This is a genomic window from Bacillus sp. FJAT-27245, from assembly GCF_001273955.1.
Classification (GTDB): Bacteria; Bacillota; Bacilli; order Bacillales; family Cytobacillaceae; genus Bacillus_D.
Genome location: NZ_LIGI01000001.1, coordinates 158,552 through 172,643, shown reverse-complemented (window position 1 = coordinate 172,643; position 14,092 = coordinate 158,552). Strand labels below are relative to the sequence as shown.

The window sequence follows — 14,092 nt, the reverse complement described above, 5'->3', positions numbered from 1 at the left end:
ACGGGGAATTAATGTTAAATTTACCAATTTCCATTAATCCCCCACCTTTTTTAAACAATTAATTAGTAATTTCAAATCACTAAAAAATCGTTATTGAAAATGATTCATTTATACCTTTCGAACTGATTAGGGTTCGATACAATCAAACCAGATTGATGGTACAGTTGAAGTATAGATATTATTTTTTTCCTCTTTATCAGAAGATGGTGTAAATTGAATATCTAAATCAAATAGATCTTTTTCCACTTTTAGCCCTCCTTCCAAATGATTTTTCATAAAAGCTGTAGATAAATTATTTACAACTAAATTCATAATAACAGGTTATTGCAGCTTACGATTTCCCCGTAACCAGACAACTATCTGAATATTTACAAACTAATCAACTGGTAGTTCCATATTTTATTGATAAATATAAATATAGTAATATTAACCTACTAAATATATATAGGTAGGCAAAAAGCCCCTACCTCTTCCAGGCCGGGACTCATGAATAATTAGAATTGATGTATTATTTAATGGGATGTTTACTCTGATAGCCCTTACACTTTTCGCCCATTATTGTATTCATTTTTTTTTCAATAAAATTGATATACTTAATGTCCTCTTGGATATTAAAAATTGTTATCGCCTTTTTATAATACTCCAAACATTTTTCGTGATTCATTTTATTTTTTTCATAATTAAAGCCAAGATGATAATTCAACTCACCGAGAAGATACATAATATTTGTTTCCTTACAGAGATCTATCCCCTTTTCACATAAACGAATGGAAGCATGGTAATCTCCTAATCTAGTTTTAACCTTTGCAAAATTATATATTACACGTATGAATATAGATACATCTTTAATTGGAAGCTTTCTATTAATCAACTTCATCGCAATCAGATAACATTCATGAGCTTCTTCAAACATTTCTTCTTCTGCATGTATTACAGCTAATGTATTAAGAATTTCAATTTCTCTTTCAGTATAAAACTCAGTACCCTCAAAATGATTATTAATAGTCAATGCTTGATTTAATAATTTTTTAGCCTCAACATTATTTTGATGCACGTAGTATGCTACCATCCCTTTATGCCAAAGTAGTACTTGTCTTAATTCCGGCAATCTAAAGACAGGGTTCTTCTCTTCTTTTTTAATTAATTTTTCTACTTCTTTATAATTTTTATTTCTAACTTCCTTCCGTAATTGTTGATAAAAATAATGAATATACTCTTGATTTGGTATTTTAGAAAATCTAAAAAAATGTTCCATTTCGACATCTAATCTCTTAGACAGTTGAAAGAGGATATTTGCGGATGGGTATGTTTCTCCCTTTTCAATTTTACTAATCATTGCTTGGGTGCAAATATCTTTACATAACTTAGCTTGTGTCATCCCAATTACTTGCCTTAATCTTTTAATTTCCTWMCCCACTTGATTATCCATAATATCACCTTTATTTCAAAAATATTCCTATATTTATATTTTATCACAATTATTGACATATTAGTCGGAAAAATTCGAAAAATAGGTAGAATAATCGAACTATTCAATAATTTTTCGTTTTATTAAATATATTATAATGAATTAAAATAGTTGAGATTAATTAGTATATTAGATGAGGTGAATTTAACATGAAGAACTTTTTGATAAAACTATTTACTTTAGGAGTTACTCTTTCCCTTTTGTTTACTTTTAGTATCGAAAATGAACCTTATTTAAAAGAACTTCCCTACGAAAATTAATAGGTGAATGCATATTATAAGAATATGTTCTCTCAGAAAAAATCTAATTGAGAATTTTTTGAAGACCGCCCAGTCACCGTTTTGGCAGGAGTGGTCTTTTGCTTTTATTAAATAATAGTAAAGTTAGCAACATAAAAAAAGAAGCTCCCCATAAGTTTGGTCAACTTATGAGAAGCCCCAGTTAAAAACTCAATGATAGCAAATGTTAGAATTTCACTCAAAACTCCATATATACTATGGCGTTTTAGGAATTCATTACATCATTCCGCCAGTAGGGTGAGGATGTAGTCTATTTTTAGCAAAAAGTCATTTATCGATTAAAATGGGCTGACTCTGCCTCTGGATTAGTAATTAAAACAGGTAGATATTTATCTAATACCAACTGTTCAAATTCAAACTCTTTTAAAACAGGCTCTTATTATGCTTTAGAAATATCAATAAATCCTTCTCCGAACATATCACGAACATCGTGTATAGCGATGAAAGGCATTCGGATCAGTTGATTGAACAATTCCTTTCAACTTTATTACTTCTTGCTTACTAATAACAATATAAAGAATTTCCTTGGGGGTTTTTGGGTAATAACCATGACCCGAGTATACGGTTACCCCTCTGTCCATTGATGTAGTTACCTGTTTGGCAATGTCATCCGGTTTATCAGAAATAATCGTAATGGCCTTCTTCGGATTCAAGCCTTCGATTACAAATTCCATCACTTTCGTTCCAACATATAGCATAATAATTGTCAGCATCAACTTTTTTGCACCAATGATAAAATAAGATGAAAAAGCGACAATTAAATCAAAGAACAATAGACCATAGCTAATATTCCATCCTAAAAACTTATGTGTAATCCTTGCTAAGATGTTAGTACCTGCTGTTGTTCCACCAACCCGAATAATTAAACCAATCCCAGCCCCTATAATGATTCCTCCAAAAATAGCATTCACCATCATTTCATCAGAAGCAATATTCCAACCTTCTGTCAGATGAAGAAATAGCGAATTAAAAACCACTGCAATAATCGTATAAATCGTTGTTACCTTATTTAAAAATTTTATAACCAATTATTAACAAAAATACATTCAGAATTAAGCTGACTAAACCTGGTGACCATTCAAATAAATAGTAGGTAATAATTGTGATACCAGTTACCCCGCCTTCCCCAAGCTCGTTCGGAATAACAAATAAATTAACACCTAACGCAAAAAGAAAGGCACCAATAATGATAAAAATGATGTCTCTGGTTTTTTTTTCATACTCTACCTCACTGCTTAGCACAAACTCTCATCATTATATTGTGGATCATTTAAGTCGTACAATATTATGTTTTTTCTTAGGAGTAAGTTTAAGGGGGTAAGATAGACATAAAAAGAGGTCTTTCATTAAGTTCACTAACTTAATGAAAGGCCTCTCTAAAAATCTCATTAAAAAATATCGGTCAATTTTTCGGACATTCTAGATTTAGTAAAGACTTATAAATTCCTAAATTTCAGGATTTATTCGTCTTTATTACATCATGCCGCCCATTCCGCCCATGCCCATGTCCGGCATGCCGCCACCTTTGTTTTCCTCAGGTTTGTCGGCAACAACTGCTTCAGTTGTCAAGAACATAGCCGCCACGGATGCAGCGTTTTGAAGCGCGGAACGTGTAACCTTTGTAGGGTCGACGATACCTGCTTCGATCATGTTTACCCACTCGCCAGTAGCAGCGTTGAAGCCTGTGCCGATTTCTTCACGCTTCAGGCGCTCAACAATGACAGAGCCTTCAAGGCCTGCGTTTTGTGCAATCGTGCGGACAGGCTCTTCCATAGCGCGAAGAACGAGGTTCACGCCAGTTTGCTCATCGCCTTCAGCCTGGATTTGAGCCACTTTGCTGTATACATTCAGGAGGGCAACCCCACCACCGGAAACGATACCTTCTTCAACAGCAGCACGTGTTGAGTTCAGGGCGTCTTCAATGCGAAGCTTGCGCTCTTTCAATTCCGTTTCAGTTGCAGCGCCAACCTTGATGACAGCTACGCCGCCAGCCAATTTTGCAAGGCGCTCCTGAAGTTTTTCACGGTCGAACTCTGAAGTTGTTTCTTCAAGCTGGACGCGGATTTGATTCACGCGTGCAGAAATTGCAGCAGAGTCTCCTGCACCTTCAACGATTGTTGTGTTCTCTTTTGAAACCACAACCTTGGAAGCACGGCCAAGAGATTGGATTGTTGCGGACTTAAGGTCGCGGCCAAGATCTTCCGTAATGACTTCCGCGCCTGTAAGGGCAGCGATGTCTTCAAGCATTGCTTTGCGGCGGTCGCCAAAGCCAGGAGCCTTAACAGCAACTGCATTGAATGTTCCGCGAAGCTTGTTGACTACCAATGTAGCAAGCGCTTCACCTTCAACATCTTCAGCAATCAAAAGCAAAGGCTTGCCTTGCTGGACAACCTGCTCAAGGACAGGCAGGATTTCCTGGATGCTGGAGATTTTCTTGTCAGTGATCAGAATATACGGATTTTCAAGAACTGCTTCCATTTTATCGGAATCAGTAACCATATACGGAGAAGCATATCCGCGGTCAAATTGCATACCTTCTACTACATCAAGCTCGGTAGCGAAACCTTTGGACTCTTCAATCGTAATAACACCGTCATTGCCAACACGCTCCATTGCTTCAGCGATCAATTGGCCGACTTCATCGTTGTCAGCGGAAATAGCAGCAACTTGAGCAATTGATGCTTTTCCTTCAATTGGTTTGGCAATTGCCTTCAATTCTTCAAGGGCAACTTTTGTAGCTTTCTCAATCCCTTTGCGGAGGACCATTGGATTCGCGCCGGCAGTTACGTTCTTCAAGCCTTCGCGGATCATTGCCTGAGCAAGGACAGTCGCAGTCGTTGTACCGTCACCGGCAACATCGTTTGTTTTGCTTGCCACTTCGGCAACAAGCTTTGCGCCCATGTTTTCGAATGCGTCTTCAAGCTCGATTTCTTTCGCGATAGTGACACCGTCGTTTGTAATAAGCGGTGAACCAAATTTCTTTTCAAGAACAACGTTGCGCCCTTTAGGCCCAAGCGTAACTTTAACAGCATTTGCAAGAGCATCTACACCGCGAAGCATTGCACGGCGCGCGTCTTCACTGAACTTAATTTCTTTTGCCATTGTTCAAAAACCTCCTCAAGTCAGATAAAATTAGGTATATGCCCTGAGTTCAGGCAATTATTCGCCGATAACGGCGTGAATATCGCTTTCACGAAGGATTAGGTATTCAGTTCCCTGGTACTTCACTTCAGTGCCGGCATATTTTGAGAWGATGATACGGTCGCCGACAGATACTTCCGGAGCTACACGCTCGCCGCTATCTAGTACACGGCCGGAACCTACTGCTACAACTTTGCCTTCCTGCGGCTTTTCCTTTGCAGTGTCAGGCAAAACAATGCCGCTTGCAGTCTTTTCTTCAGACTCGACAAGCTCAATGATAATGCGATCGCCAAGTGGTCTTAACAATTTAAACAACCTCCTCAAATGGTTTTATGTAGTCGCTTATTAGCACTCTATACTAGTGAGTGCTAACACAATTATTATAATAATGAAAACCCGTTTTTTTTGCAAGCGCGAAGCATGAATTTTTTCAAAAAAAAATGAACCTTATGAGTATGTCCGCTTTGGCAAAGGCTATACAGGAAGGTTTTCTGATTGAAATAAGTTTGCCTTTGTGAGTAGAATGAAAAGTGATGCAAAAAGTATAAAGGAGCTTGCCATTTTGAAACGTGAATACGGTTGGATTCTTATTGTATATATCGCCATGCAGCTTTCAAGCCTAGTGGGGGTTCCCCTTATGGCAATGGTACTTGACGGCGCCGGAAACAGCGCCCGGGAAACGCAGATGTATGCCTTAAATTACTGGCTGATGATCAGCTTTGCGCTGGCATTCCTGATTACGCTGTTCCTCCTGCGAAAGGAAATGGCCAGCTCAATTGAAAACAGGAATGCGGCTACCTTACCACAGTCGATATCCTGGGCCATCGGCGGAATTTTCCTCGCCCTTTTCGCCCAATGGGCCGCTGCCATGGTGGAGCAGATGCTTGGAATTAAAATGGGGTCGGATAATACCCGTTCGATCATGCGGATGATTGACAACTTCCCCGCGGTGATCATCATCAGTTCGGTCATCGGACCTATTCTAGAGGAAATCGTGTTCCGGAAGATCATTTTCGGCAGCCTTCACAAGCGGTTTAATTTCTTTGTTTCCGCATTGATCAGTTCTGTTATTTTTGCCGCTGCGCACATGGAATTCGAACATATCCTGATATACTCTGCCATTGGATTCACATTTGCTTTCCTTTATGTTCAGACAAAACGGATTATTGTCCCGATCATTGCGCACGTTACGATGAATACGCTCGTCGTTTTGATGCAGAGTGTTTACCGTGAGGAGATTGAGAAATTCCTGCGTGAAGCAGAACAGATGCAAAACTTTATCGGAGGGTTTTTATGAGGCAATCACCATTGTTTTCCGGCATCGTGTACCTCCTGCTCGGGATTTTGTTTACGTATTTTGCCGTGGGTAGCGTAAGGGACGAAGGCTGGGGATTCTTTTCCTATCTCCTAGTGATCTTGGCCACCTTTGATCTTGGGGCAGGCATTCGGATGATCGGTTTCCATTACAAGCTAAAACGAATTCAAAAAAAGTGAGCCCTTATCAGGCTCACTTTTCTGCTTCTTCTGCTCCCTCTTCCGAAAAATCGACTCCAGGATAATTTTTCAGGAAGTAAATCAAGGACTGCAATTCAACCGCAAGATCAATATGGTGGACCCGAATGGAACGGGGGACATTCAGCCTTGCGGGCGTGAAGTTTAAAATCCCTTTCACATTCGTTTTAACAAGCCGGTCAGTGATTGGCTGGGCGACAGAAGCGGGCACGGTTAAAATGGCGACGGTAACATTGTCATTGTTCAGGTATGTTTCCAGGTCATCAAGGCTGTGGATTGGAACGTTGCCGATTTTTGTCCCCACCTTATCCGGGTCAACATCGAAGGCCACTTCTATTTTTGTGTTATTGTTTTTCAGGAAGTTATAGTTCAAAAAGGCAGTCCCAAGGTTTCCGACCCCGATGAGTGCCACTTTTGTAAGCTCATCCTGGTCAAGCGTCTTCCGGAAGAACCCAAGCAGGTAGTTTACGTTATAGCCATAACCCTTTTTGCCAAGTGCTCCAAAATATGAAAAATCCCTTCGTATCGTAGCCGAATCCACTTTAACCGCTTCGCTAAGTTCGGCGGATGAAACCCTCTGCTTTCCTGAGGAATGCAAATTCTTTAAAAATCGGTAATATAATGGCAGCCTTTTGGCGGTTGCCTGCGGTATTTTCATCGTTTCATTCATCCATTGATCCCCTGCCCCGGTTTATTTTTTCTCGCAGGCCCCCCTGGCCATTGGCGGCCAATTTATTATTGGACCTCTTGTTCTCTTTTAAAATCGCCATGCTTGCCGCCTGTTTTTTCAACAAGATAGGTAGGCCCGATCACCATCCCTTTATCTACAGCTTTGCACATATCGTATATGGTTAATGCGCAGACAGAGGCAGCCGTTAGCGCCTCCATTTCCACGCCTGTATTTCCTTTCGTCTTGACAGATGCTGAAATCATTAGCTGTTGTCCTTCCGCTCCCTCTTCCCACCGAAACGCAATATCCACGCCTGTGAGTGGGATTGGGTGGCACATCGGTATGATTTCCCACGTTTTCTTCGCTGCCATCACAGCGGCGACCTGGGCTACTGCAAGCACATCGCCCTTTTTCATTTTATTGTTCGTTATTTTTTCATAAATATCGTGATTTACCGTTATGCTTGAGCGGGCGATAGCCGTTCTTGCGGTTTCCGGCTTATCGCTGACATCAACCATTTTCGCCCTGCCTTCTTCATTGAAATGCGTAAATTCAGCCATCCTAAAAACTCCTTTCCCAAAAACGGAACACCCTGGCGGATTGATCCCGTGTTCGCGAATGGGACCTGGCCGTTTTTCTATCCTGTTATCCTGTAAACTCGTTCTATGTGTTATAAAAATCATACACTATTTTCCGGAAATTGTGTATGATCTTTGTTCCATGTTTCACAAATGTTGTTTCATTTTTATACTATTAGCATGATTATGCCGCCTTTTTATAAAAAAATGGCATATATGGACCCTATTCCCCTGCCTTACAGGCTTAAACCATCCGTGGAAAACCACTACTAGTGGAAGGTTCACACATTGCCGGGCAACCCCTTATGCGTTACACTCAAGATAGTAATGGGGTGAAAAGTATGATTTTGCTTCAAGTGAACAACCTTGAAAAATACTACGGAGCTGAACAGATTTTATCGAATATAAAGCTTGAACTGCAAAACAGGGACCGGGTTGCACTGGTCGGCCGGAATGGCGCGGGGAAATCGACGCTCCTCAAAATAATCGCCGGCCATATCGGATATGATGGCGGTGAAATCATTAAGCCGAAAGATGTTACCATCGGTTATCTCGCCCAAAATACCGGCCTTGAATCGTCATTGTCAATTTGGGATGAAATGCTGAAGGTTTTCGAGCCTGTCCGTAAGCTGGAGGTTTCGTTAAGGGAGCTGGAAGGGCAAATGGCCGATCCATCCATTATCGGCGACTCCGGCAAATATGACAGAGTATTAAAGGACTATGACGAGCTCCAGGTCCGATACAAGGAGATGGGGGGATATCAATACGAGGCGGACATCCGTTCCGTTCTCCACGGACTCAACTTCCATACCTTTGACTATTCAACAAGCATATCAAGCCTGAGCGGCGGCCAGAAAACGCGTCTGGCACTCGGGAAGCTGCTGCTGGGGAAACCGGACATTCTCATATTGGACGAGCCGACGAACCACCTTGATATTGAAACACTGTCCTGGCTTGAGACGTACCTGCAAAATTATCATGGCGCGATTCTGATTGTTTCCCACGACCGATACTTCCTCGACAAGGTCGTCAACCAGGTATACGAATTGTCCCGCCGGCAAATCAACCGGTTTGTTGGCAACTACAGTTCCTACCTTGTTCAAAAGGCAGAAAACTTTGAGCGCGACCTGAAGCAGTACGAAAAGCAGCAGGATGAGGTGGCAAAACTCCAGGATTTCATACAGCGGAATCTTGCAAGAGCCTCAACGACAAAGCGAGCACAAAGCAGGCGGAAAAAACTTGAGAAGATGGAGCTGATGGACCGGCCTTCCGGAGATGAAAAATCAGCCACATTCTCGTTTGAAATTGAACGTCAAAGCGGCAATGATGTTCTGCTGGTTGATGCTTTGGCAGTAGGGTATGAAACTCCGGTTGCGGAGGACATCTCTTTTTCCATCACAAAAGGAGACAGCATCGCGCTTGTCGGGCCAAATGGAATCGGGAAATCAACCTTGCTCAAAACCATTATTAAAAACCTTCCCGCACATGCAGGTTCAATCCACTGCGGGACAAACGTAATGATAGGCTATTACGACCAGGAACAGGCGAACCTTAGGTCGAACAAGCGGGTATTAAATGAACTTTGGGATGATTACCCTATGAAAACCGAAAAAGAGATCCGGACAGTGCTTGGCAACTTCCTTTTCTCCGGTGATGATGTCCTGAAGCCCGTTTCAACTTTAAGCGGCGGTGAAAAAGCGCGCCTCGCCCTGGCCAAATTGATGCTCCAAAGAGCGAATTTCCTTATTCTCGACGAACCGACAAACCACCTTGACCTTGACAGCAAGGAAGTGCTCGAAAATGCACTCATCGATTACCCCGGGACAATCCTGTTCGTCTCACATGATCGCTATTTTATCAACCGGATCGCAACAAAGGTCCTGGAACTGAGAACGGACGGCGGTGTGGAATATCTAGGTGATTATGATTATTTTCTAGAAAAAAAACAGGAAGCGGCAGAGCTTTTAGCAATGGAAAAAGCCGCTTCAGCATCGTTTACAGAGACTCCTGCCTCCAAAAATACGTTCCAGCAAGATAAAGAATCCAAGAAGCTCGAGCGGCAAAGAAAACGGAAGCTAGAAGAGATCGAGGCACGAATTGAGGACCTTGAAGCACTAATTGAAGAGAATGAATCGCTTCTTTGTAATCCAGAGGTTTATCAGGATCACGAAAGGGTATTGGTTATTAATACTGAAAATGATAATGCCCGCCAGGAATTGGACCAGTTAATGGAACAATGGGCGGAACTTGCTGATTAAAGCGCAGGGCTTCCCTGCGCTTTTCCACATTTTTATACACAATAAAGTTGCTGGTATATCAGTTATCAACGGACTTATCCACTTTATCCACAGAACACATCATTTTTATCCACATTATCAACAGGAACACCCGTGCTTATCCACAATACGGTGAGGAGGAGATAAATTTTTATCCACAACAAAAAGGGCGGCGAAATGTTCTCGCTGCCCTACATTGTCAATTGTATTTTTCAATATCAAGTCCCGGGTTTGCATTTAAAGCAAGGCTCCCCCTGACTCCTTTATCAAACATAACACTTCCTGCTGCCGCAATCATCGCCGCATTGTCCGTGCATAGAGACAATGGGGGAATGACAAGCTCGACCCCTTCCTTTTGGCCAAACGCATCCTCAAGAGCCTTTCTCAGCCCCTTGTTGGCTGCCACCCCGCCGGCAAGCAGCACCTGTCCGACACCATACTCATTGGCAGCGCGGACTGTTTTTTCAACAAGAACCTCAATAACACTTTGTTGGAAGCTTGCAGCCAGGTCTTCCGGTGCAATTGACTCGCCGCGTTGTTCCGCATTATGGACAGTATTGATTACCGCCGATTTTAAACCGCTGAAGCTAAAATCATAAGACCCTTCTTCAAGCCATGCGCGTGGCAGCGGGATTTTTGCTGTCCCTTCCTGCGCAAGCCGGTCGATATGCGGGCCGCCCGGGTATGGCATATTCAGGACTCGGGCGACTTTGTCATAAGCCTCGCCCGCGGCATCATCCCGTGTTTCTCCAATTACTTCGAAATGCCCGTGTTCTTTCATAAAAACAAGTTCAGTATGGCCGCCGGAAACAACGAGGGCCAGAAGCGGAAATTTCATCTCCGTCAGCAGCCTGTTCGCATAAATATGGCCGGCGATATGGTGAACGGGGACAAGCGGCTTTTGATGTGCAAAAGCGAGAGCCTTCGCCGCGTTTACGCCAATCAGCAACGCACCTACAAGGCCCGGTCCTTCCGTGACGGCAATGGCATCAATGTCTTCAAGTGTCGCCTCCGCCTGTTTTAGAGCCTCCTCCACAACAATCGTTATTTCTTCCACATGGTGACGGGAGGCAATTTCCGGGACAACTCCGCCAAAACGCTTATGGCTCTCAATTTGAGAAGCCACAACATTCGCTGAAATTTCCCGGCCATTCCTTACAATCGCTACCGCTGTCTCGTCACAGCTTGTCTCAATTCCCAAAATCAATTGGTCTTTCATCATAATTTCACCCACATAACGATTCCGTCTTCCTGGTTGTCGGAATAATATTTTTTCCTTAAACCGCCTTCCTGAAAGCCCAACTTTTTGTATAATGACCTGGCTGGCTCATTGGATACACGAACCTCAAGCGTTGCCGTTTCAGCGCCCTGTTCCCTTGCCACGTCCAGCACTTTTTTCAGAAGCGCTTCGCCAAGCTTCCTGCCGCGGTATTGGGGCAAAACCGCTATATTGGTAATATGAGCCTCATCCAGTACAATCCATACACCGCCGTAGCCTATGATTTTGCCTTTATCTTCGAGCACGATATAAACAGCGTATTGATTATGGTGCAATTCATTGTAAAATGCTTCCCTGCTCCAGGGGAGAGTGAATGATTCATGTTCCACAATCAGGATTTGGTCAATATCTTCTTCCCGCATAAAGCGGAATGTAACTAATCCATTGCCTTCCGCCGCCTGGTTATTCATGTGACCGTCCCCTTGATTCAAGCCATTTTGCTTCCGCTTCCGCCAGGCGAATATAATTAGGGACAAACGAATGGACATCCGCATCAGGTTTGTTTTTACCAAGAAGCGCAAGTTCAGACGGACGCGGATTTCTTTCGGCAGGGGCTGAAATTATTGCCTTTTCCCCCATTACCGGACCGATCGTATCTACATGAAGGGCAACATCATTGCCAATAAACAAGGTCCTCTCATTTAAGCCTGCGAGTCTTTCCGCCCAATCAGCCATCAGAACAAGCCGGTCAGATTCCACTGTGACCAGTTGGCCGTTTTCAAATTTATAAAGCCCTGTATATACCTGGCCCCTGCGGGCATCAAAAACAGGAGAAATATACCCATTGAAATACCGTCCAGCCATCGCAAGCACTTCAAGGCTGGAAACCCCCGAAAGAGGGATGCCAAGTGTCCAGGCCAAAGTTTTAGCAATCGTCACGCCTATCCTGACTCCTGTATAAGAACCAGGCCCTTCAGCAACGACAATTTTATTCAAATCTGCTGGCCTCAATTCCGCTTCCTTCATGGCGGATTCTATCGCAGGCATGATTCTGACCGAGTGGTTCCGTTTCACATTGGTAATATATTCAGCGACCACTTTATCCCCGTCGATAACCGCTACACCAAGCGGATAATTGGACGTATCAATTGCCAAGATCTTCATAAAAAAACTCCTCACATAATCGCTCATATCGCGAGCCCTTTGGGAAAAAAATGATCCTTCTTCCGCCATCGGGTTCATGATAAAGTTGAATCTCTAGCCGTTCTTGGGGTAATTGGTCCCCTATTAAGTGTGCCCATTCAACAACCGTGACACCTTCGCCTTCGAAATACTCATCAAAACCAAGGTCCTCGCTCTCATCCGTAACCCTGTAAACATCCATGTGATACAACGGCAGCCTGCCATGATATTCTTTAATGATTGTAAAAGTGGGGCTGTTGACCATTCTTTTAATTCCAAGCCCTTGGGCAAGACCCTTGGTAAACGTCGTTTTTCCCGCACCCAGATCACCTTCCAATGTTAAAACATCGCCTGGCTTCAGCATGTCCCCCAGCCTTTTGGCAAAAACAAGTGTGTCATCGGGCGAGGAAGATTTATATTCATATTCAAGTGGTTTCATTCAATCACCTTTTTAAAGGAATGTGTTTATGCAACTACGTACGTAAAGCTGGTGGATATACTGGGTACTCTTTACGAAAAATTTATGGATAATCCCAGTCTGGTTTCCCATACATTACTTGCATTGGTCGTTTCCGGTGTATTTGTCCAGTATAAACTTGCCACTAAGGTTAACTTTATAAAGAAACCGGAATCATGTTCAATAGACATTTGCTACTTAGGTTTCATTGATAATGAAAACCGGGAACCTATCCAATATCTTAGAAAAACCCTTAGGATGGCTCCTAAGGATTTTGTCTACATTATGTAGTTTACATGATTTTTGGAGAATGGGCAAAAGTGCCTTGGAATGGAGGGTTTATCCATGGGTGAAGGATTAGTTTACTTTCCCCTAACCCGGTTCTCGTCTTCGCTTGTCAGATACCTGATATAGCCGGCACCTTTTTAATCGGGCATTTAGCTAGACTGAAAATGATTGTAGTTTTTGCCTCATTCTCTACTACAAACCTGAGTTTTCCAATTAAGTTTATATTTTTTGTTAATGAATTGGAAATTATCCAAAATGCTTGCTGTGGATATTCTCACCAAAAAATTAAAATGACCACAGCCAATGACCGTGGTCTATCTCGAATTTTATCCTTTTACCTATAAAAAAAGACGAAACCATGTTTCGTTTTTTTCATAAAAAACTATGAAACTAAAATGGCGGTCCGGACGGGACTCGAACCCGCGACCTCCTGCGTGACAGGCAGGCATTCTAACCAACTGAACTACCGGACCATATTGCGGGGGCAGGATTTGAACCTGCGACCTTCGGGTTATGAGCCCGACGAGCTACCGGACTGCTCCACCCCGCGACGATAAAAAAGTATTTTGTTTCTATATACCTAATAAGGTATAGCCCGGCAACGTCCTACTCTCACAGGGGCAAGGCCCCAACTACCATCGGCGCTGAGAAGCTTAACTTCCGTGTTCGGTATGGGAACGGGTGTGGCCTTCTCGCCATAACTGCCGGACTATGTTGTTTGAGGTTTCATTCCCTCAAAACTGGATAATTTTCAGAAGAAGTTCGGAAGAACACGGTAATCTATTTGGTTAAGTCCTCGATCGATTAGTATCAGTCAGCTCCACACGTCGCCGTGCTTCCACCTCTGACCTATCAACCTGATCATCTTTCAGGGATCTTACTTCTTACGAATGGGAAATCTCATCTTGAGGGGGGCTTCATGCTTAGATGCTTTCAGCACTTATCCCGTCCGCACATAGCTACCCAGCGATGCCTTTGGCAAGACAACTGGTACACCAGCGG

At 42.9% G+C, this 14,092-nt stretch carries 13 protein-coding genes, 2 tRNA genes, 1 rRNA gene and 1 pseudogene; 3 read left to right on the top strand and 14 right to left on the bottom strand.

All coding sequences use genetic code 11. The features are described 5' to 3' along the window. Positions 1-126 precede the first annotated feature (126 nt). The 5 genes and pseudogenes from ADU24_RS23245 to groES form a co-directional block, all read right to left on the bottom strand. Positions 127-246, bottom strand: a complete 120-nt coding sequence (locus ADU24_RS23245; RefSeq protein WP_197277456.1) for an FDLD family class I lanthipeptide — start codon at positions 244-246, stop codon at positions 127-129. Positions 247-508: 262 nt separating this feature from the next. After that, on the bottom strand, positions 509-1,429 hold the full coding sequence (locus ADU24_RS00940; RefSeq protein WP_053364873.1) for a helix-turn-helix domain-containing protein: 921 nt from the start codon (positions 1,427-1,429) through the stop codon (positions 509-511). A 717-nt stretch (positions 1,430-2,146) separates the two neighbouring features. Further along, positions 2,147-3,009, bottom strand: a pseudogene (locus ADU24_RS22845) (YitT family protein). A gap of 231 nt (positions 3,010-3,240) precedes the next feature. Beyond that, entirely contained in the window at positions 3,241-4,869 is a 1,629-nt protein-coding gene (gene groL / locus ADU24_RS00930) for a chaperonin GroEL (protein WP_053364872.1), read from the bottom strand. A 57-nt stretch (positions 4,870-4,926) separates the two neighbouring features. Further along, entirely contained in the window at positions 4,927-5,214 is a 288-nt protein-coding gene (gene groES / locus ADU24_RS00925; protein WP_053364871.1) for a co-chaperone GroES, read from the bottom strand. 256 nt (positions 5,215-5,470) lie between these two features. On the opposite strand from groES, the gene ADU24_RS00920 reads away from it, so the two are divergent. Both ADU24_RS00920 and ADU24_RS00915 read left to right on the top strand, forming a co-directional pair. Beyond that, positions 5,471-6,205: a CPBP family intramembrane glutamic endopeptidase gene (locus ADU24_RS00920; RefSeq protein WP_053368716.1), complete on the top strand. Its 735-nt coding sequence runs from the start codon at positions 5,471-5,473 to the stop codon at positions 6,203-6,205. After that, positions 6,202-6,402: a YdiK family protein gene (locus ADU24_RS00915; protein ID WP_053364870.1), complete on the top strand. Its 201-nt coding sequence runs from the start codon at positions 6,202-6,204 to the stop codon at positions 6,400-6,402. Before ADU24_RS00920 ends, ADU24_RS00915 begins: the two co-directional genes overlap by 4 nt. Before the next feature lie 13 nt (positions 6,403-6,415). On the opposite strand, the gene ADU24_RS00910 is transcribed toward ADU24_RS00915, so the two are convergent. Together ADU24_RS00910 and moaC are read right to left on the bottom strand one after the other, a co-directional pair. Then, a complete protein-coding gene (locus ADU24_RS00910; RefSeq protein ID WP_053364869.1) occupies positions 6,416-7,090 on the bottom strand; it encodes a redox-sensing transcriptional repressor Rex in 675 nt (224 codons plus the stop codon). Between the two features lie 65 nt (positions 7,091-7,155). Beyond that, complete coding sequence (gene moaC, locus ADU24_RS00905) at positions 7,156-7,650, bottom strand: cyclic pyranopterin monophosphate synthase MoaC (RefSeq protein WP_053364868.1); 495 nt, start codon at positions 7,648-7,650, stop codon at positions 7,156-7,158. Between the two features lie 359 nt (positions 7,651-8,009). On the opposite strand from moaC, the gene ADU24_RS00900 reads away from it, so the two are divergent. Continuing rightward, the gene (locus ADU24_RS00900) at positions 8,010-9,926 is read left to right on the top strand and encodes an ABC-F family ATP-binding cassette domain-containing protein (RefSeq protein WP_053364867.1); all 1,917 of its coding nucleotides are present in this window, start codon (positions 8,010-8,012) and stop codon (positions 9,924-9,926) included. Between the two features lie 217 nt (positions 9,927-10,143). Here ADU24_RS00900 and tsaD read toward each other — a convergent pair whose 3' ends face one another. The 7 genes from tsaD to rrf all read right to left on the bottom strand — a co-directional run bounded on the left by tsaD (position 10,144) and on the right by rrf (position 13,799). Continuing rightward, positions 10,144-11,166 (bottom strand): tRNA (adenosine(37)-N6)-threonylcarbamoyltransferase complex transferase subunit TsaD, encoded by a 1,023-nt coding sequence (gene tsaD, locus ADU24_RS00895; RefSeq protein WP_053364866.1) that lies wholly within the window; start codon positions 11,164-11,166, stop codon positions 10,144-10,146. After that, complete coding sequence (gene rimI / locus ADU24_RS00890) at positions 11,163-11,633, bottom strand: ribosomal protein S18-alanine N-acetyltransferase (protein WP_053364865.1); 471 nt, start codon at positions 11,631-11,633, stop codon at positions 11,163-11,165. The genes tsaD and rimI overlap by 4 nt, the downstream gene beginning before the upstream one ends. Next, complete coding sequence (gene tsaB, locus ADU24_RS00885; RefSeq protein ID WP_053364864.1) at positions 11,626-12,327, bottom strand: tRNA (adenosine(37)-N6)-threonylcarbamoyltransferase complex dimerization subunit type 1 TsaB; 702 nt, start codon at positions 12,325-12,327, stop codon at positions 11,626-11,628. Before tsaB ends, rimI begins: the two co-directional genes overlap by 8 nt. After that, positions 12,308-12,784, bottom strand: coding sequence for a tRNA (adenosine(37)-N6)-threonylcarbamoyltransferase complex ATPase subunit type 1 TsaE (gene tsaE / locus ADU24_RS00880; protein ID WP_053364863.1), 477 nt, complete (start codon positions 12,782-12,784; stop codon positions 12,308-12,310). The genes tsaB and tsaE overlap by 20 nt, the downstream gene beginning before the upstream one ends. Positions 12,785-13,486: 702 nt before the next feature. Beyond that, positions 13,487-13,563, bottom strand: a tRNA-Asp gene (locus ADU24_RS00870). Between the two features lie 3 nt (positions 13,564-13,566). Next, a tRNA-Met gene (locus ADU24_RS00865) sits at positions 13,567-13,640 on the bottom strand. Between the two features lie 43 nt (positions 13,641-13,683). Then, positions 13,684-13,799, bottom strand: a 5S ribosomal RNA gene (gene rrf / locus ADU24_RS00860). Positions 13,800-14,092 lie beyond the last annotated feature (293 nt).

Bases quoted from the DNA above. Each gene is read 5' to 3' on its own strand.
- rimI (WP_053364865.1), bottom strand. From the start codon at position 11,633: ATGAATAACCAGGCGGCGGAAGGCAATGGATTAGTTACATTCCGCTTT.
- groL (WP_053364872.1), bottom strand. From the start codon at position 4,869: ATGGCAAAAGAAATTAAGTTCAGTGAAGACGCGCGCCGTGCAATGCTT.
- moaC (WP_053364868.1), bottom strand. From the start codon at position 7,650: ATGGCTGAATTTACGCATTTCAATGAAGAAGGCAGGGCGAAAATGGTT.
- tsaB (WP_053364864.1), bottom strand. From the start codon at position 12,327: ATGAAGATCTTGGCAATTGATACGTCCAATTATCCGCTTGGTGTAGCG.
- tsaD (WP_053364866.1), bottom strand. From the start codon at position 11,166: ATGATGAAAGACCAATTGATTTTGGGAATTGAGACAAGCTGTGACGAG.
- ADU24_RS00915 (WP_053364870.1), top strand. From the start codon at position 6,202: ATGAGGCAATCACCATTGTTTTCCGGCATCGTGTACCTCCTGCTCGGG.
- tsaE (WP_053364863.1), bottom strand. From the start codon at position 12,784: ATGAAACCACTTGAATATGAATATAAATCTTCCTCGCCCGATGACACA.
- ADU24_RS00900 (WP_053364867.1), top strand. From the start codon at position 8,010: ATGATTTTGCTTCAAGTGAACAACCTTGAAAAATACTACGGAGCTGAA.
- ADU24_RS00910 (WP_053364869.1), bottom strand. From the start codon at position 7,090: ATGAATGAAACGATGAAAATACCGCAGGCAACCGCCAAAAGGCTGCCA.